A 24,773-nucleotide genomic window follows, 5' to 3' on the forward strand; every position below is an offset into this window, starting at 1 on the left:
TCTCTAGTCCGCGAGACTTTAAGTCTTCAAAGAAAGCATTCCAAATNCCACTTCCTTCTGTGGGATTGTTGTACACTCCAACGATATCTCTACGACCGTCTGCATCCAAGCTCATTACAACAAAGAACGCCTCCTTGCTAACGCTATCTCCTCGCCTTACTGGGAGGTATGTTGCGTCAATCATAAGTGCTTCCAGCTCACTTGGAAGCGCCCTTTTACGCCATTCTAGGACAGCCTTCTGCGTGGAGAGAGCAAGACGTTTAACTTGGCTCGTGCTATAACTTTTGCCATACAAACGCTCAAAAACACCTGAGATGTCCTTCATCGTATTACCACAGCTATAGAGATAGCTCGCAACTTCTCCCATCTCTTTCTCTTGCTCTTTTAATACCCCTAAAATAACGGGCATAAAACCACGCTGACGTGTCCGAGGAACTCGCAACTCAAGCATATTACCACTCGCAAAAATACGACGACCTCGGTAGCCATTACTAACATCTCCGGTATCTTCCTTGTAAAGTTCGCGTTCCCCTTCCATCACGATCTCTACAACCAGCTCCATCAATCCCTTAATTCCTTGCCCTTCAATTATAAAGTTTGAAAGAATTTCCTTAACTTGCACTCGTGTAAGTCTCATACTAATGTCTATTCCTTTGTTATTAATTTACAACTTTACAAAGATAGCATTATTGGGGCTTACACACTTTTTTGGGACAGTATCGTTCGTCCGACTCATCCGACTCGTCCGACTTGTCCGACTTGTCCGATAAGGCACCCCCAAAAAGAGCACCCGACAGGGTGCCATTCAGATAGCCCCCGCGTCGGAGGGGGCAGAAGCCCCCGAACGACCGGCGGGAAACGAGGTACCCACCCCAACACACGACCCTTGTAGTCGCACAAACCTATCCAAGTGCGACCACAAGGGTCGAATTATATTGACCGTCACTTATCCCGCTGGTCATCGGCTCTGCGAGCCTCGACCAGGGGCTAGCTGAGTGGCACCCTCGCGGGTGCTCCGACACGTCCGACTTGTCCGACTCGTCCGACTCGTCCGACTCGTCCGATAAAGCACTCTAAAAAGCACCCTCGTGCTATGTCTCTTAGAAGAAAGCCTTCTTTATCTCACCTACCAATGATAGCTGCTCCCAAGTGAAGAGCTCCACCTCCTTATCCACAGCCTGTCCGTATGGGTCATCGAAGTGCTTCACCACACTGCGAGGGGTACGTCCCATGTGACCATAGGCCGACGTCTCCCTGTAGATTGGGTGCTTCAGCTTCAGCGACTCCACGATACTGTAAGGGCGAAGGTCATAAACCTCCAGTAGCTTCCGTGCAATCTCAGAGTCACTATACCCCACATTGCTACGGCCATAGGTATCCACGAAGAGACTTACCGGCTCCGCAATACCAATCGCATAAGCCACCTGTATCTTCACTTCATCAGCCACTCCAGCAGCCACAAGGTTCTTAGCGAGGAAACGTGCCGCATAGGCAGCCGATCTATCCACCTTCGAACTATCCTTTCCACTAAAGGCTCCACCACCGTGCGACGACTTACCACCATAGGTATCCACAATGATCTTACGACCCGTTAGCCCCGTATCACCAGCGGGACCACCGATTACAAACTTACCAGTTGGATTGACGTGAAGAATCACCTTATTATCAAAAAGCTTCTGCACCTCTGGTGAGTACTTTTCCACCACACGAGGGAGCAAAATAGAGTGAATATCCCGCCTGATCTGCTCCTGCATGATCCTATCCGCCTCCTCCTGCGAAAGCCCCGCATGAGGCTTCACAAAGTCATCGTGCTGCGTACTCACCACAATCGTATGCACACGCTCAGGGGTGCGGTCGAGGTTGTATTCTAGCGTCACCTGACTCTTAGCATCGGGGCGAAGGTAAGGCATCAAGTCTGGCTCCTCCTTACGGATACGGGAGAGCTCCTGAAGGATCGTGTGAGATAGCTCAATAGGGAGTGGCATATAGTTGTCACTCTCCTTAGTGGCATACCCAAACATCATTCCTTGGTCACCTGCACCTTGCTCCGCAAGGTCCTGACGCACCACGCCACGGTGGATATCAGGGCTCTGCTCCTTAATCGCCGTGAGGATACCACACGAATTGCCATCAAAGAGATACTCCGCCTTATTATAACCAATATCATTGATCACCCCTCTCACCACGGAAGGGATATCCACATAAGCCTGCGATGAAAACTCACCCGAAATCATCACCTGCCCAGTGGTCACAAGGGTTTCACACGCCACCTTACTCTCCTCATCAAAAGCGAGGAACTGGTCCAGGATTGCATCCGAAATTTGGTCGGCCACTTTGTCAGGATGTCCCTCACTTACCGACTCTGAAGTAAATAAATAACTCATAATAAAACCATCTGTCTTATATAAGGCCAAATAGACGAGGCAAGAACTCTCCACAGATAGCTAAAGGGGTGTCAAAAACCAGTCCGTCAGAAGATACAGTGACTGGCAGGGTCACTCATTTAGCATTTTTTACCGTGGTTGCAAGCAAGCACAAATCTCTCCACGACTATCTAGCGATAATATTAATAATTCCTTTTGTTTGGCAAAGGTAGCAAAATAGTTGGCATCCGCCACAAGATGAACCTCTAAAAATGATTAACTTTGGACTTCCAATCAAGTTCAATATGAAAAAGAGCCGATTGATCACCTCATACGCAACCAATGGAGATAGCGGTTTTGCATGCCTAGCTATGGTGGCAACCCACTATCACATCACCCTACCCTCATCCTTTTTTGAGCAGAATGCACAAAGCACCCTCACCACCCTCGCCAAGCATGCCGAAAGCCTAGGGCTGAGAAGTGTTGGAGGTCACATCTCAAAGGAGAAATTAGCCGCCCAAGCCCAGCTCCCCTGCATCATTCCGTGGAGCAATGGTGGCTTCGTGCTACTTGAGAAGGTAACTAAAAAGTGGAGGAAAAAGCGTACATACCATATCATTGACCCCTCCAACCCGAAAGAAGCCTACCAATGCTACGACGAGAGCGACTTCATCTCCCATTGGGGCAAAGGAGGTCTTGGTGCTGCACTGCTACTAGAGCCATCACCATTGCTACAATCACCCAAGATCACCCAAAGCAAACTCACCTTTCTCTGGAGCTACCTACAGCGATACCGCTCCCTATTCATACAGATTATGCTAGGCCTTTGGGTTGTAGCACTACTTCAGCTCCTATTTCCATTCCTCACACAGGCAGTAGTCGACTATGGTATCGGACAGCGACAGATCAGCTTTGTATGGCTCATACTCATCGCACAACTGATGCTGATATTCAGCCGCACCGCTATAGACCTCTACCGAGATATCATCTTACTTCACATCGCTAGCCGACTCAATATATCACTCATCTCCGACTTCTTCATCAAGTTGATGAGACTGCCCATCGCTTTCTTTGATCAGCGACAATTAGGCGATCTCCTCCAAAGGATTGAAGACAATCAGAGGGTGCAAAACTTCCTCACCTATAGTCCCATCAGCCTTCTCTACTCCCTTTTCACATTTCTACTATTCAGCATCGTCCTCGCCCTATATCATTGGGGTATCTTCCTCATCTTCGTGGCCGGGACAGTAGTTTATGTCGTATGGAAAGCCCTTTTCCTCAAAAAGCGAAAGCAACTGGATTATCAGCTCTTCGCAAAAGAGAGCGAAAATAGCAACGTCACCTACCAGCTCATCAATGGCATGCAAGAGATAAAAATACAAGGGTGCGAAGAGCCAAAGCGGTGGGAGTGGGAGCATGCTCAAGCAGGGCTCTTCAAAATCCATCTTAAAAGCCTCAACCTCCAACAAACTCAGGCCGCTGGCTGCACAGCCATTAGAGAGGTCAGCAACGTCATCATCACCATCATCTCCGCTACAACCGTCATCAATGGAGATCTAACACTCGGTATGATGCTAGCCATCCAGTCCATCGTTGGGCAACTCAATAGCCCCGTAGAGCAACTCATTGGATTTATCTACTCATGGCAAGATGTCAGCATCAGCCTTGATAGAGTCCAAAAGATTCACCACCATAAGGATGAGGATAGCGATACCTCCCTCCTCCCCACTGGTCAAATAAAGAGCGATATCCACCTCAGCCATCTCTCCTTCAAATATCTACTCAATAGTCCAAGAGACACTCTCCATGATATCTCACTCACCATACCTCACGGCAAGATTACCGCCATCGTAGGACCAAGTGGAAGTGGCAAAACCACCCTCCTCAAGCTACTTCTAGGCTATTACCAAGCCTCACTAGGGGAGGTAAAACTAGGCTCCACCCCTCTAGATCAATACTGCCTAGAGTGGTGGCGTAGTCAGTGCGGCGTAGTGATGCAAGATGGCTACCTATTCTCCGACACCGTAGCAAAGAATATCGCGCCCACCAATATCCTACCCGATGAAAAACGACTACAAGAAGTGATCCAGTTAGTTGGCCTCTCGAACTGGATCGCCCAGCTCCCTCACGGCATCAATACCCTCATAGGCGGAGAAGGGCAAGGAGTTAGCGAGGGACAAAAACAGAGAATACTCATCGCAAGGATGCTCTACAAAGAGCCAGACATACTACTTTTAGACGAAGCTACAAGTCATCTTGATAAAGATAGAGCCACCCAATTGATAGCGCAGATTTATCGCCACACTAGGGGCAAAACGATCATTGTGATCGCACATCAACTAGCCACCATTCAGCAGGCCGATCAAATCATATACCTCAGCAAGGGGCAGATAATAGAGCGTGGTACCCACCAACAGCTCATGGAGAAAAAAGGCGAATACTACAGACAAGTTCTTAAGGAGCATAACCATGAAAAGTAATAAAGAGATAGATATTGTAGGCAAAGTGCCCTCTAGCCTTACCATAGTAGGGCTTTCACTCATTGCTATCGCACTGGTCGGCATCATCGTCACCACCTACCTACTACCCTACGAGAGGAAGATGACTGGTACAGCTATGCTCAGCGATCTAACCCCCTCCAACGACAGTATCAAGGGAGTACTCCTACTAGAGCTCCAAGAGGAGCTACCTAACCACCTAATGCACTCCTCCGGCATTCCCATTCAGCTACGAGCAGATGAAAGAGTTATCAACGCCACACTTCTCAGCATCACTCAAGTAGACAGCATCAATACATACCAAGCTAATTGCCTGATAGCACCCACAGACACCACATTTCTCCACGTCCAAGAACTTACCGCCACCCTCCACGTTACCCCCACCAGCTTCACCCAAAAACTATACTCCCTATTCATCGCCAATTGATCCCCAAAGCAATACACAGGACGTTCGAGCACCCACCGAAAAAGGACCTCGGCAGAGGTCCGTGCTAAATAGGCACAGGTCGAGGGCGAAGCCCGAAGACCTGTGTATAGGAGACCACCACACCCCACGACCCTGGCCGAGGGGTCGGACAAACCCTATCTCTAGGTCTGACCCCTCAGCCGGGGTCATGGATATAGACCGCCTATCTGTACACAGGTCATGCGGGGCTAACGCCCCTTTGACCTGTGCCTATTTAACACGGACCCCTCAGCCGGGGTCCTTACCATTGACCCAAGCGTCCGACCTATCCGACTTGTCTGACCCGTCCGACTTGTCCGATAGGCACCTCAAAAAAAGAGCACCCTCCCCGTCCAATAAGGTGGCTACTCCTTTAGTAGGGCAGCAATCACCTGGTGCCACTCACTTGGAGAGAAACCCGAGGCAGGGTGCTGCACAGGCAATACCCGCACCTCATGGCCATTCCGCAAAGGGTAAATCCACGTCTCCACTCCACAGCAGTCAGCTCCTTGATGACCAGCTTCGGGCAGATGGTCATAAAGTCGGCTTCGACCCCATACCAGTACCACATCGGGCTGATACTCCTCCAGCACCTCTATGAAAGCAGCCTCCGAAGCCACCAACATCTCCTTTGTAGGTGCAGTACGAGGGCCAGTAAGAGGTTGTTGGACAAAGTTGTAGTAGAGTACTTCATCCCACACTGCTTCCGAAGAGAAGCGGTCCTCCTGATGCCCACTTAGAGCACTTGCAAACTTTGTGTAGGTATTCATCCACCCCTCAAAGTCGCAAGAGCGGTCAAACTGCCACTCAAACACCTTCGTGGTGATGTTGGGAGTTGCGTCGCTAGGGTTGTCACAATAGTGACTCTCCCCCAGCACCATCACACGCTTGCCCCATCTGGAGCGAGTATAGCTCCTCCCTACCCTCGGTAGAAACTTCACGTCACCCATTCTTCTTACCTCCACCCAAGGCAACTAAGATACTCACACCAACTGAAGCAATGGTACCGATGGTTTTAAGTACAGTCTCTGCAGTGTCCTTCCAGTCTTTTTCCTTGTTCTCGCTCATAATAGTTCTTGTTTTAAAAGTTATACATTATAGTTACTACTCCTCATTATATAGGTGATACAAGTCATCGACCCATTTCACAAACTCCTTGCGTACCCACTCCGGCTCCAGCACCTCAATCGTACCACCCATTGATAGAAAGGTCTGAAAGAGGTCAAAGGTAGGGCGGAGCTTGTACTTAAAAATAACGTAGTTACCATCCTCCTTACAGGGGTACTCCTTCTGCGAATGATGCAGCGGAAGGGTCCGAATATAATTGGCCTGCTTCCTTGTCGCCCTAATCGTGATATACTCGAAGGGGTCATCGCCAAGTATGATCCCATAGCAATCCTCAAAGAGCGACTCCATATTAAAGTCCTTAGGATACTCAAAAGTCTCCTCCAAGAGCGTCAGTCCATGCAAACGATCCAAACCATAGATCTTAAGCCCCGTAGAGAGATCTATCCCCTCCTCATCGTAGCAACCAAAAGGCGATAGGTCAGACTCCTTCACCTCCTTCGCAATAAGATACCACCGCTGCTTAAATAGCCGAAGGGCAAAGGGATAGAGCCTTAGAGTAGCTGAACCACCAAGTGCAAAACTCTGATATTCAATCTCTATCTGACGATTCTGCTGAATCGCGTCTAGCAACTCAAATAGATAAACCGAATCATAGCTAGGCACCTCCTCAAAAATCACCCGATCATGGATATTCTGATATTGATGAAAAAGAGTATTAAAGGTAAAGTTATCCAATAGCCATTGATTGATTTTCTTCTGACCACGAATAGAGTTAGTATCAATCGTATATCTATTCCCCGCCTTTTTATTGCAGCTAATCTCCACTTCAAAGAGCTCCATCACCGCATTCTTATGCTCATGGAAAGTCCGCTCCGACAGCGGTTCGCCCAACTCATTAAGAGGCGACTTCTCCCACTGCAGAGAGATCTCCTCACGTGTCAATCCACGTGAGCGAGCCAACGTATCATATAGCCATAGATATCTCCTCAGTAGTCGTGCTATACTTGTACGACCTGTACCACTATTACTTCTCGCCATAAAATCGATCACTACTCATTAACGATTCATAGGCAAATATACCCAATGATACTGCAACATCTCCGCAGTACCCTACCACCCACCCCACATTTAACATTTACCCCCCAAAAAAGGAGTAGCCTTCTCATCCAAAAACCTCTGCGAGGTTTTCGTCTGACCCGCCCTATAAGGCAACGTCAAAAAGCCCTGTCAAAGCGGGTAGCAAAGCTAAGCACCTCACGGCTGGGGATACCTAGCTTATTGGCGAGTTGTCTCCACCTCCTCATAGTCTCCGTAACCTCATCAATAATCCGCTGAGCAACCTCCTTCTCAAGCATATACTCCTCAGATGCATCTGCCAAAAAGTGCAAGTTAGCTTCACACGTATTGGAGTTGATGAGAAGACTTTGATATGGATTAAGCGTAGGGTTCATATCGTAAGCAGGAGACAAAGTCCATCCTTTAGCGGTCAATAAAAAACCATGGTTACGAAAGTGGTCATCACTATTACCAATACAGATATTAAAGGCCACCCTTCTATATAGTTCTTGTAGATTCGCTTGCACATCGGTACAATGCTGGATAATAAAATCAACAATATCTAGGTAACCAAAACCATTAGATGCATTGTCTCCATCACTCAACCCTAGCAAAGTCATTGCCGATGCAAAATGAATACGCTTATTCCCTTCCACCCTATCAAATCTACGTGATAATAGAGTATGATATGGAGTCTCTGTAGTTAACACCTTCGTATCAGCCGCATCAATACCAGCCTCTTTTGCCAATAAGTGACAAAAGTGCTCCCACAACCCTGCATCATAATCATCCTTCCTAGATGGAAACTTAGCGATGTATAAGGTTCCATCAGTATCTACCACATTAGCCTTTGGCCTAGCTCCACCAAGCGAGGAGCCAGGTTGCAATAGTTGTGTCAACCACTTCTTATCTGGCAATTCGCTCGCCTCCTCGCTTTGTTCTATTTCCTGGCTCGCCGCTTCCAAAGTCCTTAAATCAGTCAAAGGAGGCACCCTCAAAAACGGACTACTGTTGATAAATTCCCCATCAGCTACCTCCTTAAATCTAAAGCCACCCATACGAGAAAAGTCATCAATACCAAGGAGATAATCAAACGAGGTAATACGATGGAGAGGTCTTTGTTCTTCCATCGCTTGGATTTGCTCCCTACGCATAAAAAGCATCCTTCCCCAGCGATCTGGCAGTGCGTCTGAAAAGCAACCAAAAATCTCTTTACCCTCCTCAGTGTACTGCATACCAATAAACGGCTTAAGGTCAGCACTCAAATAGAGACTACCATAATCCCGAAGCCACTCTTTATCAAATGAGAAACCATAGCTATCAGACCCTCGAATCGATTCGTAAGACAATTCTCCGACCATCCTAACCTCATCAAGCCAATCAAAATCAGCATATACCAGCAAACTTTTCATGAGCATTATTTCTTTGAAGCACGTTGTCTATCCACCATACTCAGGTCTTGTAGACGGCGACCGAGTTCATCCTCTTTGGCCAACCAAAGGATGTCATCTTCAAGTTGAAGGGCATACAGCACCCTAAGGTAAATACCAATCGCCACGGTAGGAGTCCCCTTCTCTATCCGTGAAACAGTAAGAGGCGAACAGGTTGCTCGCTCTGCCACCTGTGCAATGGTAAGATTTCGTCTTAGCCGTGCCAGCTTAATCTGTTCGCCTACAATCTGCATCTTCTGCTCTAGTTTACGGGGCAACTTCGTCCCCATCGTATTCTTTGCCATACTACTTAACCTATCATATAATATGCAAATATACACAATATCTATATTTAATGATATATAACAGGACCTCGCAGAGATCCGATCTAAATAGCCACAGGTCGAGGCTCGAAGCCCGAAGACCTGTGTATAGGAAGTCACCACCGCCCCCTCCTCACGCCCCCGGCCGAGGGGTCGGACAAACCCCATCTAGGTCTGACCCCTCAGCCGGGGTCATAGGGGGTATTGGGCATCCACGGTACACAGGTCATGCGGGGCTGACGCCCCTTTGACCTGTGCCTATTTAATAGGAACCCCTCAGCCGGGGTCCTTACCATTGACCCAAGCGTCCGACTTGTCCGACTTGTCTGACCCGTCCGACTTGTCCGATAGGCACCATAAAAAAGGACGTTGAAGCAGGCGATTTGCCGAGTTGCAACTAAGCGATCGGCGAGTTGCAACTAAGCAATTGCCGAGATGCAACAAAGCAAATGCTTAGTTGCATCTCAGTTTTCGCCTTCATAATCTACTGATTGATAGCATGATACAAACATCAGATTTTCCCCTCTCCTTATGTGATAGAGGCACCCCAAAAAAGGACCTCGCAGAGGTCCGATTTGTCGTAGCCCCTAGTCGAGGCTCAAAGAGCCGATGACTAGGGGGAATCACGACAACCCACCCCACGACCCCTTGTGGGTCGGACAACCTTTTCCAGGATTAAAGGATGGGTGGTCCGACCCGCAAGGGGTCGATTATTATCGGCCCGCCATGAACCCCCAGTCGTTCGGGGCTGACGCCCCTCCGACGTGGGGGCTACGACAAATCGGACCTCCTCGCGGAGGTCCTTTTCCATCCGACCCACCTAATGAGGCACTCCCGATAAAGGACCTCGGAGAGGTCCGATTTGTCGTAGCCTCTAGTCAAGGCTCGAATAGCCGATGACTAGGGGAATCCGCGACACCCCCTCCCCCACGACCCCCTGCGGATCGGACAACCTATTCCAGGATTAAAGGATGGGTAGTCCGACCCGCAAGGGGTCGAATATTATCGGCCCGCCATAAACCCCCAGTCGTTCGGGGCTGACGCCCCTCCGACGTGGGGGGCTACGACAAATCGGACCTCCTCGTGGAGGTCCTTTCCCATCAGACCCACCTAATGAGGCACTCCCGATAAAGGACCTCGGCAGAGGTCCGATTTGTCGTAGCCCCTAGTCAAGGCTCGAAGAGCCGATGACTAGGGGAATCCGCGACACCCCCGCCACCCCACGACCCCTTGTGGGTCGGACAACCGCACCAACATTCAATACAAATTGGTAGATTTGTATTACAAGCAATAATCATGAATAAACTATAATGGCAGACAATAATTATTTAGCCCTCTATTATCACCTAGTCTTTTCAACCAAGAATAGGCAACGTACTATTCACCCAGAAATAGAAGCCAAATTATACCCCTACATTACAGGTTGCTCCATTCCACATAAGGTATCAATCATTAGGGTCAATGGTATGAGCGACCATATTCACCTACTTATTTCCGTCTATAGTGGCGACTTCAACCTTTCTAATTTTATTCGTGAGTTTAAGAAGTCAACCAACAAGTACATTAATACAACACTCGGCTTGAATGGGGCATTTTCATGGCAAGAGGGTTACTTCGCCAGCACCGTTAGCAAAAAAGATATTGGGTCTGTCAAACAATATATTTCCGATCAAAAACAGCACCATACGGCGATCCCCTTTGAAGAAGAAATGGTGTTGATATTTGGAGAAGAGATAAGGGAAATATTCAGATAATGTTGTCCGACCCGCAAGGGGTCGAATATTATCGGCCCGCCATAAACCCCCAGTCGTTCGGGGCTGACGCCCCTCCGACGTGGGGGCTACGACAAATCGGACCTCCTCGCGGAGGTCCTTTCCTGTCCGACACACCTAATGAGGCACTCCCGAAATCGGACCTCCTCGCGGAGGTCCTTACCCATCCGATCTATCCGATGAGGCAACCTCGAAAAAGGGCATTTGCTTATCCGATTTATCCTATGAAATCAGGGGTACATTATCAAAAAAGCAGTATTTTTTTAGTAAAGCTCAAATATATTACGTACCTTTGCTCGGAAATAGTGTATCGTATTGATACATTAAGAATGTTGAAATAGTAATGAGAATGCAATTTTTATACAACAAAACTAATTTGAAAATGAGTAAGAAATTTTTTCTAGCACTGCTCGCCCCCCTATTTATGGGAGGTCTCGTGGCTTGTAACAAGCAGGCCAGCAACGACCTCACCCCTGAGGGTCAGAGCACCGGTGACACCTACATCTCTGTCACCTTCTCTACAGCCAACCCTAACTCTACTGCTCGTGCAGCAAAAGAGGATATCGACTTCAACTCCATCGGTGAGTACATGGGTCGTGACAAGATTGAGAATGTAAACATCTACATGATCAATGCCCTTGACTATAGCATTGAAGTGAAGAAGTTTGACAACACTGATAACTTCAACACAGACCCCGACGGCAACCCTGACACTAGGGACTACCGCACTGAGGCGTGGAAGACCACTCCTGGTGACAAGATCGTTTATGTTTATACCAACATCGCTGGTACCGCCATTGAGACAGCTCTTGATGCAGCTACTGATAAAGCTTCCTTTGAAGCTGCCAACAAAGCTACCTATACTCTCGTGAAGAATGGTGCAGTAGATGAAGCTTATGCCAAGTTTGACGGCACCGACGACATCATCGCGATGAATACTGTAAAGCCTGAAAATCTTACAGTGGTTGCAGGTGTGAAGGAAAATGAAGCTAAGACTGGTGCCAAGAACTGTGCTACAGTAACTGTTCGCCGTCTTGTAGGTCAAGCTGCTGTAACTAGTACCGCTACTACTTACGAGATCAATGAGACTTTCAAGGGTGCTGAGACTACCCTTGCAACCCTTGGCAACTTCAAGTGGGACGTAATGCAGTTTGAGCAGAAGTCTTATCTAACACCAATGCCAACAGCGGATGGTAAGGACGCTCTTAAGGTTGCCTTCTGCAAGACTCCTTCTTTTGAATTCATTACGACTGATGCCAACTACACCACTGGCACAGACAATGCAGCTGACAAGTACGCATATCGCAAGTTTAATGGCGCAGAGGTTAAGCAATTCACTCGTAGTGGAGACGACAAGGCTAATGTTACTGCGATCGTAGCTACTCCTATGAAGTTCATCACTGAGACTACTCACCAACTTGGTAAGAAGATTGAGGATACTACCGCTGCACTTAAGACTGGTTACCGCAAGGGCAACACTGCTTACGTCATCGTATCTGCAGAGATCACTCCAAAGAATTGGGCTGAGGGTGAGGAAGCTAAGGATGGTGCAGATCTCTACTTCGGTGTCAAGGATCACAAGTTCTACAAGGAACTAGAGGCTGCTAAGACTGCCAATAAGGTTGAAGCAGTTCCTGAAAGCGATCAATTAAATACACCTGACAACGTAATCAAGTACACTGGTGGTATCTGCTACTACGTAGCTTGGCTCAACCCAGATGTCATTACAGAACCAGTTAATTCTCCAGTGCTTCGCAATAATATCTACCACGTAAATATTAGTGCAATTAAGAAGCTCGGTTACTCTGGTAACCCATTCAATCCAAATGGTGACGATCCAAAGGATCCAGATGATAAGACTCCAGATCCAAAGGAGACCCTTTATCCAGTTGATACCTACATGGCAGTACAGATCAACGTGGTTAACTGGGGTGTACACTCTTATGACCAGGAGTTCTAAATAAAGTCCTAGGGGTACTTGACACTTAAACCCCACAGGCAGGAGGTGCCTGACCGCACCTTCTGCCACTAAGAGAGAGGGAAAAGAAACAACAACAGACGCAGAGAATAAATATGACGAATATAAGCAGATCCATCAATCAAAAGCTAGCCACCCTGAGCGGCGTGCTACTAGCACTGCTCCTTAGCCTCACCGGCTGCCAGAAGGAGCGTTTCGTCCCCGAAGAGGATCTCGGCTACCGCCACACGGCAGAGTTTGATGAGGGCAGCACCTATATGTCCCTCGCCCTACGTGGCTCCAATCCACCGGCATCAAGCCAGCAGACCGAGGACCAGACCGGTGGCAACTACCAAGTCACTTGGCAGGGCGATGACATCATTGAGAACTTCGCCGTCTACATTATTTCCGAGGATAGCCCCGAGGTAAAATGTATCGCCCGTAAAGTGACCGACACTGAAGTTGTAGAGAACTGGGATCCCGCGAAGCAAGAGCTACTCCTCAAGCCCTTCAAGACCAATCCTGTCAATAAAAAGGTCTACGCCTTTTTCAACCCCCCTGTGGCGTATCTAAAGAAGCTTGAGTCGGAACTAGATAATAAGGTTAAGTTTGAGAACCTACTTAAGGAGCCAATACCTTTCCAAGGAGCACAAGGGGTTACCTACGATGGCGAACCCACAGGTATGGATGCATTCCACCCCGATACCCTTATCGCCACAAAACGACTTTATATAGGACTAGGCAAAGATGGATATGGTGACGATATAATGACGTCTTTTAAACTTGAAGACATTCCCTCTTTCGGAACCGAAGGAGAGATAAGGAAGAATGCCGAATTCGCATTAGATCCATTCTATCAAGTAAGTAAATTAGACTTCCTAACTCAAAAGCCACATAACTTTAGTTTTTACAAGTATGCAGATCGTATTCTTTCCACAGGGGTAAGGAGTTTCCTACCTGAAGATAACATCTCAAAGGAGTCTGTAGTGAATGACAAGCGTAACCTAGTGCAAGTCTATACCCGTAGAGCATTGGCACAGGCTATTGTAAGCACCGATGCTTCGGCACTTCTTAATCCTTGCGTAAAGGGTATGCGACTGATGTCTGTTACCTTCCAAGCACTCAACTTTGAGCCCTCTTTTTACCCCGTTGCTCAGACAGTAACTGAAGGGGAATGGCCTGGCAATGGCAACACCAAGTCCCCACTCTACTCCTCTACCGACGGAGCTACGTTAATCAACTTTAGCACCTACACCCCGACCGTAAAGATCAATGGCGAGACTGAAGAGTTCAACCCCTACACATTTGCCAGTGAGCGCTTCTTCCATTCAGCACACATCTTTTATGAAGGTGATTTGAAAGTTACTGACCCACAATATGCTCAAAAGCTTTTAAGACAAGTACAATTAAAGCCTAATGCAGGACAGGGTCCTTCTTTTTTGATGGATGGAAGTAACCCACCAGATCCTGGAGACGCACGTAATAAACCAGTAGCAACTACCACCTTTTGGGGGAGTTGCTATGTAACAGAGACCACACACAAGTGGGCAGAAGATGGGACAAGTGGCTACAAGACTTCCAACACTCCTTTCTTTGCTGTCATCGCTTCATTTGATGGTGCGTCCCTGCCTTGGGCGGAAAATATAGAGGAAGCGTATAACCTCCTAGATAGCAATAAGCAACAAGAGTTTAACAAGTTGCAAAAAGTTGTGGAACTAGATAGTCGGATTAATCCTATTAAGCAACAATTAGAAATTGCACAAGCTGAATTGGAGTCTAAACTAGGGCCGGTAAAGGCGAAACAAAAGGACCTTATAGATTTCGTAGATCCTCTACCTATGGTAAATAAAGGCAAGCCATATCCACCAGGAGATAAGGCCTGGGAAGACTTAAAGGTAGCCATGGATAAATACAATAAAGGAATTGCAACAAGTGAACGTCTTCTGCGTAATTTTCCTACTAGTACCGTTAAGCGTTATATCACCACCATTAAAAGAGGCATAGGTACTGCTAATGCAGCTGTATTTGACACTAAGTGGCAAGCGTACCTAACTGAAAGTAGAAAGGAAGATATAGTAAAAGCTAAAATAAAGTGCTTCAAACTCAACTTCGATATTAAAAACCTAGAAGGAGAGAAGGAGGAACTTTGGAAGGACGAATTTAGCCCAATGAGTTATCCTACGAATGACAAATTATCCCCTATCCTCTTTGAGCGTGGCATCAATAGGTTGTATTACTCCCAAGCAGATGGAAAATTCTATTTCGACTACCACGACATCCCAAAGGGTAATCGATTTGGTGTGGAGCATCATCTCAGTACCACCGACTCTTGGCTTCAGGAGCTCCAAGCTGCTATTGAAGCAAAGGGATGGAAGCTTCCGACTAAGGAGAACGGAGTTATAGAGTATAGAGCCGTATTGCCTCCTACACAGAAGCTATTAGACAAGCTGAGTGATCTGCTGAATGGAATCATCACGACGAAGGACTTATCTCCAATAGAGATGCGCTCTATGGATCTATACCTCTATGGAAGAGTAGCACCTTTTGTGATGAATACATTTGATAGCAAACATAAAGGCATTGAGCAGATAGACCTTCGTGCTGGCTTCATAGAGTGGTACACCGCTAAAAACAAGGACCAAGTGGTCAATTACGAAAGCTATCTTAGGACACGAGAAGAGCAACCTGCAGCAAAAGGTAGATACATAAGGATCGGTCACCCTCGCCTGCTGATGGTCTACTACGCTTGGATCAACCCAAATACAGGTGACCCAAGCAACAGCTACGCTTCGCCTGTATTGCGAAACAATATCTACCATATGCACATTATGGGCTTCACCAAGATGGGGCTATCAGCGATCCCATTTGTACCAGAGCAACCTAATGGGTCAAAGTACAGATTCCTACACAAGTTTGATCCAGATGAGGCGGTGCCAGCCAAAGGCGTACCCCTTCCACAAGCAGGTGGCACAGGACAGCCAGCCCAGACGTCGGCGCTTAAGTCGAGCTATTTGATGAAATTCTGATCAGAGATAAAGATGATGACTAAGATATACAGACATAACCTATTTAGCCTCTTGATGGTGGCATTGCTCCTCGTAGGAGCCAGTAGCTGCCAGAAGGAGCGGTTTGTAATAGACACTCCTGATGAGGAGCAAAAAGGGGTAACCCCCTCCTACGGCTCCACCTATATGTCGCTCAACCTCCGCACCGGCGGTGGCAGTAGCTTTTCAGAGGACCAAGACTACAACTATCAAGGCGCTTGGGCAGGCACCGACGACATCACCTCCTTCGCCGTATTCGTTATCTCCGAGGATCGCGACGAAGTCCATTGCATCTCCAGCAATAAGATTATCATCTCTCCTGCTGAGTATAGTAAAGACTGGCAAACATGGGGTCAAGTGACCAATAAAGCGGTATTGGACCCCAACGTACAAAAGTGGGAAAATAACGTACTGACACTGACTCCATGGCAAACCTCACCAGGGAAGAAGACCATCTATGCCTTCCTCAATCCCCCAGCTCAGTATGTTGAGTATCTAAAGCAAACGCTCTCCAGCAAGGCTAGCTTTTTGGAGGCGATCAAGAAGCCAATTCCTTTTCAAGGAGAGGCCGGTATGACCTATACGACGACAGCCGATGCCCCCAAGCTCGGAGGCTTCCGCCCCGACCCCAACATCGCCAAGAAGGTCATTTATAAGGGTCTTAATGAAAACTCTTACGAGTATACAACTGAACCCTTAACAGGCTTTAGCACTGACAAAATAAAATCCTTTGACAATCGTGCCTTTGATTTTAATTCAGAACCAGCTAAAGGTAGTTGTGATTTTGTCAAATATGCAGACCACATTATGTGCTCTGGCATAAAGGAGGACTTTGCCGTTACAGATAATGTGTCAAAAAGCGAAGTAGCCAATAGTCGCACGAACTTGGCTGTAGTCAGTGTCCGCAGGGTACTCGCTCAAGCCGTGGTGTCGTGGGATGAGAAGATCATCGGGGATGGGCTTAAGGGCGACCCCGAAAAGGAGAAGATGGAACTGAAGGGCATCTACTATCAGGTGCTCAATTTTGAGCCGACCTTCTACCCTATTGCCGAGCGTTCCGATAGTGAGTGGTTCAATATCAAGAATACCAAGAGTCCCTCTTATGACGATCTTACCCCCACCGACTTGATTAACTTTAACACCTATCATCCATACGGGGAGGAGAATTTTGACCCCATTACACTCGAGGATGAGCGTTTCTTCCGCAATTCTATTCCTGTGAATAAAAGCATGGTAATGCCCCCTAGCACAGATAATGCGATACCAAATCTCTTACGTCAAAAGGTGCTATTAGTGCCAGGAAAGGTGGAAGATGACGCATCATACAATAAAACTGGCTTTAAATTTCCTTATGAGACTCCGAGTGTACGATGGGGTGGTTGTTACCTGACCGAGACCACCCACCCATGGGGTGCCGGAGAGGATAGTGGCTACCGCAAGGGGAATACCCCTTTCTTTGCCGTCATCGCCTCCTTCGCTATCAAGAGCCTCCCATGGGATGAGAGTGCCCTCTCAGGGAGAAAGAAGAGAGAGGAAGATCTTCAGAAGAAGATTGCAGAAGTGAAAGCTAGTGCTGAACAAGCAAGAAGAGACTCGTTAGCACTTGAGCAACAACTAGTTCTAGAAAAAGAAGAATTAGCGAATTTTGAATCGTCAATTAAAGATTCTAAGAACTGGGGCAAAGCCGCAGAGTATACTAAGGCACTGAATAATCGGGATGAATGGCAAGAAAAGTACAATGCGGCAACGGGTAGAAACCGAAAAGCAGCTTATAAGAAAGAACTAGAAAAAGCTCAAGCACTAGTCAATAAGTTACGTAAAGATTACTATGATGCTAAAAAAGATTCTGATGGCTACAGCAAACACATTGCAGCGGAAAATCAGGTGACCACTACAGAAGCTAAGATCGCTGAGGCGAAGAAAAAGATAGCTAGCATTGATAAGGAAATAGAAAGGCTTACAGAAGAGGCTGACAAAATTGAAGTGGCTGGTGTGACGTATGATGATGGAGATGATATTACTCCTATCACCTACGCCCATGGCATCAACCGTATCTACTACTCTCTGGATACGCAGAAGTTTTACCTCAATTACCACGACATCCCTGCGGACAAACGTGGCGGTAACCATAAGTTAAAGACTACTGACGACTGGTATACCAATATTACCAATGCCATCCCGGCAGGGGTAGCGATACCAGTAGCGTCACAAACTTTGCTGGATAAGTTCAGCGAGGTGTTGAATGGTAAGATTAAGGCGGAGACGCTCCCTGCTGATGAGCAGCGAGCTATGGACTTCTACCTCTATGGTAGGGTAGCTCCCGACTTGGTTCCCGCCTTCAAACAAGGTGCCAGGAAGTATGATTATATTGACCTTCGTCTTGGCTACGTAGAGGAGTACACCGCTAAGCACAAGGACAAGGTGGTCAACTACGAAATTCTGACCCGATACCGTGGAACAGATACAGCAAGCGAAACAAGATACAATGAAAATCAAATGTTACAAACTCGCCTGCTGATGGTCTACTACGCTTGGGTGAACCCTAGCACCAATGACAACCGCACCTGGTACTCATCACCAGTATTGCGTAATAATATCTACCACATGCACATCACCGGCTTCACGAAGATGGGGCTATCGGGGATCCCCTTTGTGAAGAAGCCTGACGACCCACGCTTCAGCTTCCTGCATAATATCGACCCCGATGAGAAGGTGCCATCGAAGGATGAGTATCTGCCTATTGAGAGCCCATATATGGGTGTACAGGTGAATAATGTCGGATGGGGGATACATAGCTTTAAAAAACAATTCTAATCACTATTAGATATGACAAAGAGAATACTAAATAGGGCACTGGCCCTCCTCCCAATTCTATTTCTTGGAGGGTGTCAATCGTTATTGCACGACCAGCTTAAGGAGTGCCCACGGGAGATAGAGGTTTCGCTCTATACTCAGACCGATTGTGATGCAGCACGCACCTACCCTAGCGATGTGAAGAGTGTGCTCCTCATCGCCTACAATGAAAAGGGCGAGGCAGTAGCCACACAAACCCACGAGGGACCTATTTCGGCCGAGACCAAGGTGCGGATGACGGTGCCTGCAGGCGAATCGGTTCGAGTTGCAGCATGGTCGGGTCTTTACAAGGACTACTTTGCACTCACCCCTAATGCCAAGCTAAGCGAGCAATTTGTTCAGCTAAAGGCGGGTCAGGATCTGAAGGATCAGCGAATCCGCCAAGGGATTAGCCGTGAAGTAGCTCTGAAGCCACTCAATGAAGAGGGGGCAAATGAGGTCACCTCTGTGGAGGTGAATCTATTGGAGCTGACCAACCGCATCAAGGTGCACATCATCGGTCTTGAAGATCCAGATAAGATCTCTGTGGAGGTGGTATCGGCCAATGACCGCTACAGTGCCGAGGGTAAGATGCTGGGCAATAATGAGGCTACCCCTTATCCCTACCCTACCACGATTACGACCAAGGCGAATACCTTTGTCGGCCCAGTAGAGCCAGGTTGTGAACCTGGGTATGATGGCGAGCTAACAGCAGAACTGACCACCCTACTTCTGAGAAGCGGCCACAATAGTTGGGTCACCATGCGTAAGGCAGGTCAGGAGCATCCATTTTTCCGTAGCAACCTGATTGGGCTACTGATGAGTGCAGCTAAAGATGGTGCCGATATCAATCTCTACTGTGACCACGACTTCACCGTGGAGCTGAAGGTACGCCGCTGTCCTAACTGTTCCGAAGGATATCAAGTCGCTTGGGTGAAGATCAATAACTGGCAGGTACACAGCTACGATACTGAACTAGCTCCGTTATAATTAGGAATGAGACCGCTTTCCTATGGTGCAGGGATCTGCTGTTTACTACTGCTATCCCTCTTTCAGACCAGTTGTACCGACTTAATATTTGACGCACCTTATCCTGACCCTGGTCAGGGTAAGGTGGCGGTCGTTTTTAGTCGTCCCGAACTGCTATTGCCAGAGGGGACGGAGGAGCACTTCGGAAAGATCACCTCGCTACGTCTGGTAGCCACCAATCTAAAGGGAGAGGTGGTGTACAATGGGCGGCTACGCTACAAGGGGGCGGATAGAAACCTCAGTTGGCGTCAGCTGGCGTGTAGTGACCCTGTGGTACTGGATCAGAGTACCTATGAATTCTTTTTCTTCGCTAATGAGGAGGGGATCGGTATTCAGGAGGAGACATTTCAGCAAATCAATAGCAAGCAGGCGTTGTTGCGGCTCACCTATTTTATCCCTTTGTCACGCCCAGAGCATCGGCCATTTTTGATCCCATTGGTGGGGCACCTACAGCGACAGTTGCCTCGGCAAGAGGAGACGGATCGTACCATTATCCTCTATCCTCAGCTGGCACCATCGGTGGCACTCCTAGAGGTGGATACCAAGGGGTTGTCGATGGAGCGTATCGAGCTGGGGTTCCCTAAGGATCGGGAGGATGGGGGGCTCTTTGGGTACCCCTACTCTAAGGCGTCGGATCGGAGGCATCAGATGCACTACTATCCGCTCACCCCATTGGAGAAGGGGGGAACGCTCTACTGTGTCGGGGTGCCTGAGGTACGCTGTTATGCCCCGGAGCAGCAGCAGTGGCGAAGTCCAGAGCTCAGCGATATGACGCATCTGCGGATCCAGTTGACGAATGGCGAAACGAAGCTATTGCCACTGATGCAACTACCAGAGGAGCGACTCCCCAACAGTTACGAGGAGTACCTCCGCATCGCGATGGAGCCCGCCCCCATCGGCATCAATGGCCTCATTGAACGCTTCACCATCTTCCCAGGTGGCCATTACCGCTACCAGCTCCGTAATTTGTAGAGTACCTTATCGGACAAGTCGGACGGGTCGGAGCACCCGACAGGGTGCCATTCAGATAGCCCCCGTGTCGGAGGGGGCATTCGCCCCCGAACGACCGGCGGGAAACGAGGACACCCCCACCCCCCACGACTCTTGCATGACGCCTTATCGGACAAGTCAGACAGGTCAGACAAGTCGGACGGGTCGGAGAAGGACCTCGCAGAGGTCCGATGGATCCTAGCCCCATTCGAGGGCGTCAGCCCGATGAATGGGGGATCAATAACCGCCCACCCCCACGACCCCGGCCGAGGGCTATCTGAGTGGCACCCTGTCGGGTGCTCCGACTTGTCAGACTTGTCAGACTTGTCAGACTCGTCCGATGAGGCACCCCAAACCTTTCCCAATATTTGTTAAGTACCCTAAATATTACTATCTTTGTAGGTAGATAAACAGATATGGTGATAGGTTATCCTACTCTTTAGATAGCCTATAAAAGGGAATCCAGTGAAAGTCTGGAGCAGTGCCCGCTACTGTAAGCTTTGAAATAAGCTTTGGATATTCGTATTTATTTACCACTACCTCATAAGGTGGGAAGGTATTCCAAAGTAAAGCAAGTCAGGAAACCTGCCATATCATAGTGTGTATTGTGGTGCTCCGGGGTGCAGAGTGCTGTTATATTGATGTCGGAAACCATTTCAGACTTATGAGGAAATTATTGCTAGGGACTATGGCAGTTCTTATCTCTATGCTATGCCATCAGCAGGTGAGTGCTCAAAACAAGGTGTTTATTGAGGACCCTCTATTTGAAAATTTACAGGAGGGCGATAAAGGGGCCATCTTAATCACACACTTCGGTACCACACACGATGATACCAGAGCTGTGACACTTGATGCCATTAACAAGGCAGTTAAGGAGCGTCACCCCAATCTTGAGGTACGTGAAGCCTATACCTCTCGTATCATCATCAAACGACTAAAGGATAATAAGGGGATCATCAAACTCAATCCTACTGAGGCCCTACAGCAACTACACAATGAAGGTTATACCCATGTACTAGTGATCTCCACTTCTATTACCAATGGCGTAGAGGTCACCTCGGTAATCCGTGAAGTAGCCCACCTACCCTTTAACTTTAAGAAGATAAGAGTGGCAACTCCGCTACTATTCCACGAAGCAGACTACGAAAAGCTAATAAAACTTATCACGGCTGATAGCCAACCTGATGTGGCAACTATTTGGGTAGGTCACGGCACCTACGATGTGGCTACTGCACAATACGCGATGCTGGACCACATGCTGATGTTAAGTGGGCACCCTAATGTGATCATCGGCTGCGTAGAGGGCTACCCTTACTACGAGCAAGCACTTCAAAGACTTAAGGCTACAGGACTAAAGAAGGTGGTACTCCGTCCTCTTATGATTGTGGCTGGGGAGCATGCCAAGGAGGATATCGCCGAGGATTGGAAGGAAAACTTAACCAAGGCGGGATTTGAGGTAGAACTAAGGCTCGAAGGACTAGGCGAACTACCTGAGCTACAACAGATCCTCAACGACAAAATAGACTTCTACTCTCAATATAGAAGATTGCTCATTGGTGAGAAGAAAAAAGTCTATGAGGTAACAGGTGAAAAGATGCACGCTGATGATTAATAGACTATTTCTTACGCTTATCCTAGTTCTGACTGCTACTATAGCCACCGCTCAGACTTACCAGATAAATGGAAAGGTAGTGGATGAAAAAAATCATCCACTACCTTACGCAGTGATTGCCATAGAAGGCAAAGGCAATGTAGCAGCAGCCGATCAGACTGGTAGCTTCTCGCTCAACTTGAAGTCGGGCAGCTACCTACTCCGTGCCTCGCTACTCGGCTATAAAACCACTCACAAAAGGGTGAACCTCTCCAAGAATAGTTCCGTAACCATTCAATTAAAGGAGGATTATAAGCAGCTAGGAGAGGTATTGGTGGTAGGTCCCGACTACAGCAAGCAGATGCAAGAGGGGGTCTACGCTGCAAAAAGCCTCAATGTCCGCCCATACGCCGCCTCCAACAACAGCTTAAACAACCTATTGGGACAGACCAGCGGGGTGAGGATTAGAGAGGAAGGAGGTATCGGCTCCAACTTCGATCTCACCTTGACGGGACTAAGTGGCAATGCTATTAGATACTTCATCGATGGGGTACCACTTACCTCTCTCGGCAGTGGCTCCAACGTGGCTAATCTCCCAATTAATATTATTGATAGAGTGGAGATCTACAAAGGAGTGGTTCCTCCCGAGCTAGGTCTAGATGCCCTCGGCGGTGCAGTCAACATCATCACCCGCAAGGAGAATAAGAACTATCTTGAGGCCTCCATCAACGGGGGTTCTTTCCACACTTATGGTGCTAACCTTAGTGGAGAATACAGGGTGAAAAGCAATGGCTTTACCGTCCGTGGTAATGGTAGTCTCACCTCTACTCGTAATAACTATATGATGCGTGGGGTGGATGTGTGGAATCCAGAGGCCAATGAATACCAAGCTGGTGACTACCGAAGATTTCACGATGGCTACCGCTCTATCAACGGAGAAATACAAGCTGGATTCACTCAAACTAAATGGGCGGATGAAGCACTCATCGGCGTCTACTATGCCAATAGCAAGAGTGAGATTCAAACTGGTTTGAGCCAAAAACTGGTGATTGGTGCTGCTGAGAGGTACCGAGATGCCCTTAGAGTTTCTCTTAACTATAGCAAGAGGAATTTATTGGTGAAGGGGTTGACGGCAAAACTATTTGCCTCTCATACTTTGGACCATGTCCTTTTTGCTGATACCACCTTTAGAAAGTACTTTTGGGATGGTTCGTTCTTGGAGTCCAATAGGAGTGAGATCACTCAACGCGGCAAAATGCTCCGCCACATTAAACGACCTACCACTGTGGTAAGAGGTAATCTTTCATATCGACTGACGAATGCGAGTACACTCAACCTAAATTACACCTTAACCGCCAATCATAATAATAGGAGTGACAGCTATGATGAGGACTTTATCCCGACAAGTGACTTCTTAGCACGCCATATTATAGGACTTTCGTACAGTAGTTACTGGTGGGGCGATAGGATCAATTCCACCCTCTTTTTGAAGGATTATATTCTCCAATCTTCTATTGAGCAAGAGGATATGTATTGGATTACTGGAGTTCGTGATGTGGAGCGTAAAGTGGTTCGCAATAATATAGGGTATGGTTTGGGGGCACGTGTCACCTTTGCCAAAGAGATTTCGCTAAAACTCTCCTACGAAAATGCAACTCGGCTCCCTACGGCACGAGAGTTATTCGGTAATGGGGCTAGTATCTACCCCAATTTCAAGCTCAACCCTGAAAGAGCCCACAACCTCAACCTTGCCCTCTATGGAGCTTGGAGAATTAATAGTAACCACTCTATCAACTACGAGGGGACCTTTTTCATGCGCGATGTAAAAGATTATATCCGAAGAGATATTATAGGTGAAGGATTAGGTACCTATAAAAATGTAGGGGCAGCTCGAGTATTTGGAGGTGAAGTTGATCTCAAGTATCGATATAAGAATCTGATTGACTTCGGGGTGAATGCAACCTACGTCGATGAAAGGAATAGAAGCGAGAAGCTTCCCGATGGTCGAATAGATATCACCTATAATAACCGGATACCCAACAAACCCTTTTTCTACACCAATAGCTCACTGGGGATTAGTTTTCAGGAGCCTTTTGGTCTGAAGGAAAGTGACCTAAGGATTAATGCCTCGTATGGATATGTCCATTGGTTCTATCTCTCATGGGCAGCTCTGGGTTCTAAGAGTTCCAAAGCTATTATCCCCACCCAATCAACCACCGACATTGGTGCTACATGGTCTTGGAATAAGGGCAAGCAGAAACTATCCATCAACTGCAACAACCTTTTTGATCAGATTAATTACGATAATTATATGCTTCAGAAGCCTGGACGCTCTCTCTTCTGTAAACTTACCACATTCTTTAACTAAACAGATA

At 47.7% G+C, this 24,773-nt stretch carries 17 protein-coding genes and 1 riboswitch; of the genes, 10 read left to right on the plus strand and 7 right to left on the minus strand.

Going from position 1 to position 24,773, the window contains the following annotated elements; translation table 11 throughout:
* Both A3GK_RS0101710 and metK read right to left on the minus strand, forming a co-directional pair.
* A partial coding sequence (locus A3GK_RS0101710; RefSeq protein ID WP_018027803.1) for an IS256 family transposase occupies positions 1 to 637 on the minus strand: 637 nt, incomplete at its 3' end.
* A 463-nt stretch (positions 638 to 1,100) separates the two neighbouring features.
* Positions 1,101 to 2,384 (minus strand): methionine adenosyltransferase, encoded by a 1,284-nt coding sequence (gene metK, locus A3GK_RS0101715; RefSeq protein WP_018027804.1) that lies wholly within the window; start codon positions 2,382 to 2,384, stop codon positions 1,101 to 1,103.
* Between the two features lie 251 nt (positions 2,385 to 2,635).
* Between metK and A3GK_RS0101720 the strand changes: the two genes are divergently transcribed.
* Together A3GK_RS0101720 and A3GK_RS0101725 are read left to right on the plus strand one after the other, a co-directional pair.
* Positions 2,636 to 4,843: a peptidase domain-containing ABC transporter gene (locus A3GK_RS0101720; RefSeq protein WP_018027805.1), complete on the plus strand. Its 2,208-nt coding sequence runs from the start codon at positions 2,636 to 2,638 to the stop codon at positions 4,841 to 4,843.
* Positions 4,833 to 5,288 (plus strand): hypothetical protein, encoded by a 456-nt coding sequence (locus tag A3GK_RS0101725; RefSeq protein WP_018027806.1) that lies wholly within the window; start codon positions 4,833 to 4,835, stop codon positions 5,286 to 5,288. The genes A3GK_RS0101720 and A3GK_RS0101725 overlap by 11 nt, the downstream gene beginning before the upstream one ends.
* A 383-nt stretch (positions 5,289 to 5,671) precedes the next feature.
* Here the strand turns inward: A3GK_RS0101725 and A3GK_RS0101730 are convergent, their stop codons facing one another.
* The 5 genes from A3GK_RS0101730 to A3GK_RS0101750 form a co-directional block, all read right to left on the minus strand.
* Positions 5,672 to 6,256, minus strand: coding sequence for a hypothetical protein (locus tag A3GK_RS0101730; RefSeq protein ID WP_018027807.1), 585 nt, complete (start codon positions 6,254 to 6,256; stop codon positions 5,672 to 5,674).
* Positions 6,249 to 6,374, minus strand: coding sequence for a hypothetical protein (locus A3GK_RS11725; RefSeq protein WP_018027808.1), 126 nt, complete (start codon positions 6,372 to 6,374; stop codon positions 6,249 to 6,251). The genes A3GK_RS0101730 and A3GK_RS11725 overlap by 8 nt, the downstream gene beginning before the upstream one ends.
* A gap of 36 nt (positions 6,375 to 6,410) precedes the next feature.
* On the minus strand, positions 6,411 to 7,412 hold the full coding sequence (locus A3GK_RS0101740; RefSeq protein WP_018027809.1) for a helix-turn-helix transcriptional regulator: 1,002 nt from the start codon (positions 7,410 to 7,412) through the stop codon (positions 6,411 to 6,413).
* 176 nt (positions 7,413 to 7,588) lie between these two features.
* On the minus strand, positions 7,589 to 8,842 hold the full coding sequence (locus A3GK_RS0101745; RefSeq protein WP_026161648.1) for a type II toxin-antitoxin system HipA family toxin: 1,254 nt from the start codon (positions 8,840 to 8,842) through the stop codon (positions 7,589 to 7,591).
* Positions 8,843 to 8,847: 5 nt separating this feature from the next.
* Positions 8,848 to 9,165, minus strand: a complete 318-nt coding sequence (locus tag A3GK_RS0101750; RefSeq protein ID WP_018027811.1) for a helix-turn-helix domain-containing protein — start codon at positions 9,163 to 9,165, stop codon at positions 8,848 to 8,850.
* A 1,328-nt stretch (positions 9,166 to 10,493) separates the two neighbouring features.
* On the opposite strand from A3GK_RS0101750, the gene tnpA reads away from it, so the two are divergent.
* The 8 genes from tnpA (at position 10,494) to A3GK_RS0101795 (ending at position 24,766) form a co-directional block, all read left to right on the plus strand.
* On the plus strand, positions 10,494 to 10,937 hold the full coding sequence (gene tnpA / locus A3GK_RS0101755; RefSeq protein WP_018027812.1) for an IS200/IS605 family transposase: 444 nt from the start codon (positions 10,494 to 10,496) through the stop codon (positions 10,935 to 10,937).
* Between the two features lie 400 nt (positions 10,938 to 11,337).
* Complete coding sequence (locus tag A3GK_RS0101765) at positions 11,338 to 12,915, plus strand: Mfa1 family fimbria major subunit (RefSeq protein ID WP_018027814.1); 1,578 nt, start codon at positions 11,338 to 11,340, stop codon at positions 12,913 to 12,915.
* Between the two features lie 113 nt (positions 12,916 to 13,028).
* Positions 13,029 to 15,938, plus strand: coding sequence for a fimbria major subunit (locus tag A3GK_RS0101770; RefSeq protein ID WP_018027815.1), 2,910 nt, complete (start codon positions 13,029 to 13,031; stop codon positions 15,936 to 15,938).
* Positions 15,939 to 15,950: 12 nt separating this feature from the next.
* Complete coding sequence (locus tag A3GK_RS0101775) at positions 15,951 to 18,770, plus strand: fimbria major subunit (RefSeq protein WP_018027816.1); 2,820 nt, start codon at positions 15,951 to 15,953, stop codon at positions 18,768 to 18,770.
* A 12-nt stretch (positions 18,771 to 18,782) separates the two neighbouring features.
* Complete coding sequence (locus A3GK_RS0101780; protein WP_018027817.1) at positions 18,783 to 19,778, plus strand: FimB/Mfa2 family fimbrial subunit; 996 nt, start codon at positions 18,783 to 18,785, stop codon at positions 19,776 to 19,778.
* Between the two features lie 6 nt (positions 19,779 to 19,784).
* Positions 19,785 to 20,789: a hypothetical protein gene (locus A3GK_RS0101785; protein WP_018027818.1), complete on the plus strand. Its 1,005-nt coding sequence runs from the start codon at positions 19,785 to 19,787 to the stop codon at positions 20,787 to 20,789.
* A gap of 423 nt (positions 20,790 to 21,212) precedes the next feature.
* Positions 21,213 to 21,414, plus strand: a riboswitch (cobalamin riboswitch).
* A 57-nt stretch (positions 21,415 to 21,471) separates the two neighbouring features.
* A complete protein-coding gene (locus A3GK_RS0101790) occupies positions 21,472 to 22,419 on the plus strand; it encodes a sirohydrochlorin cobaltochelatase (RefSeq protein ID WP_040575784.1) in 948 nt (315 codons plus the stop codon).
* On the plus strand, positions 22,412 to 24,766 hold the full coding sequence (locus A3GK_RS0101795) for a TonB-dependent receptor (RefSeq protein ID WP_018027820.1): 2,355 nt from the start codon (positions 22,412 to 22,414) through the stop codon (positions 24,764 to 24,766). The genes A3GK_RS0101790 and A3GK_RS0101795 overlap by 8 nt, the downstream gene beginning before the upstream one ends.
* Positions 24,767 to 24,773 lie beyond the last annotated feature (7 nt).

It is taken from the genome of Porphyromonas somerae DSM 23386 (genome assembly GCF_000372405.1).
In the GTDB taxonomy this organism is placed as follows: domain Bacteria; phylum Bacteroidota; class Bacteroidia; order Bacteroidales; family Porphyromonadaceae; genus Porphyromonas_A; species Porphyromonas_A somerae.

Bases quoted from the DNA above. Each gene is read 5' to 3' on its own strand.
- A3GK_RS0101730 (WP_018027807.1), bottom strand. From the start codon at position 6,256: ATGGGTGACGTGAAGTTTCTACCGAGGGTAGGGAGGAGCTATACTCGC.
- A3GK_RS0101725 (WP_018027806.1), top strand. From the start codon at position 4,833: ATGAAAAGTAATAAAGAGATAGATATTGTAGGCAAAGTGCCCTCTAGC.
- A3GK_RS0101770 (WP_018027815.1), top strand. From the start codon at position 13,029: ATGACGAATATAAGCAGATCCATCAATCAAAAGCTAGCCACCCTGAGC.
- A3GK_RS11725 (WP_018027808.1), bottom strand. From the start codon at position 6,374: ATGAGCGAGAACAAGGAAAAAGACTGGAAGGACACTGCAGAGACTGTA.
- A3GK_RS0101795 (WP_018027820.1), top strand. From the start codon at position 22,412: ATGATTAATAGACTATTTCTTACGCTTATCCTAGTTCTGACTGCTACT.
- A3GK_RS0101780 (WP_018027817.1), top strand. From the start codon at position 18,783: ATGACAAAGAGAATACTAAATAGGGCACTGGCCCTCCTCCCAATTCTA.
- tnpA (WP_018027812.1), top strand. From the start codon at position 10,494: ATGGCAGACAATAATTATTTAGCCCTCTATTATCACCTAGTCTTTTCA.
- A3GK_RS0101785 (WP_018027818.1), top strand. From the start codon at position 19,785: ATGAGACCGCTTTCCTATGGTGCAGGGATCTGCTGTTTACTACTGCTA.
- A3GK_RS0101750 (WP_018027811.1), bottom strand. From the start codon at position 9,165: ATGGCAAAGAATACGATGGGGACGAAGTTGCCCCGTAAACTAGAGCAG.
- metK (WP_018027804.1), bottom strand. From the start codon at position 2,384: ATGAGTTATTTATTTACTTCAGAGTCGGTAAGTGAGGGACATCCTGAC.
- A3GK_RS0101740 (WP_018027809.1), bottom strand. From the start codon at position 7,412: ATGGCGAGAAGTAATAGTGGTACAGGTCGTACAAGTATAGCACGACTA.
- A3GK_RS0101745 (WP_026161648.1), bottom strand. From the start codon at position 8,842: ATGAAAAGTTTGCTGGTATATGCTGATTTTGATTGGCTTGATGAGGTT.
- A3GK_RS0101790 (WP_040575784.1), top strand. From the start codon at position 21,472: ATGAGGAAATTATTGCTAGGGACTATGGCAGTTCTTATCTCTATGCTA.
- A3GK_RS0101775 (WP_018027816.1), top strand. From the start codon at position 15,951: ATGATGACTAAGATATACAGACATAACCTATTTAGCCTCTTGATGGTG.
- A3GK_RS0101765 (WP_018027814.1), top strand. From the start codon at position 11,338: ATGAGTAAGAAATTTTTTCTAGCACTGCTCGCCCCCCTATTTATGGGA.
- A3GK_RS0101720 (WP_018027805.1), top strand. From the start codon at position 2,636: ATGATTAACTTTGGACTTCCAATCAAGTTCAATATGAAAAAGAGCCGA.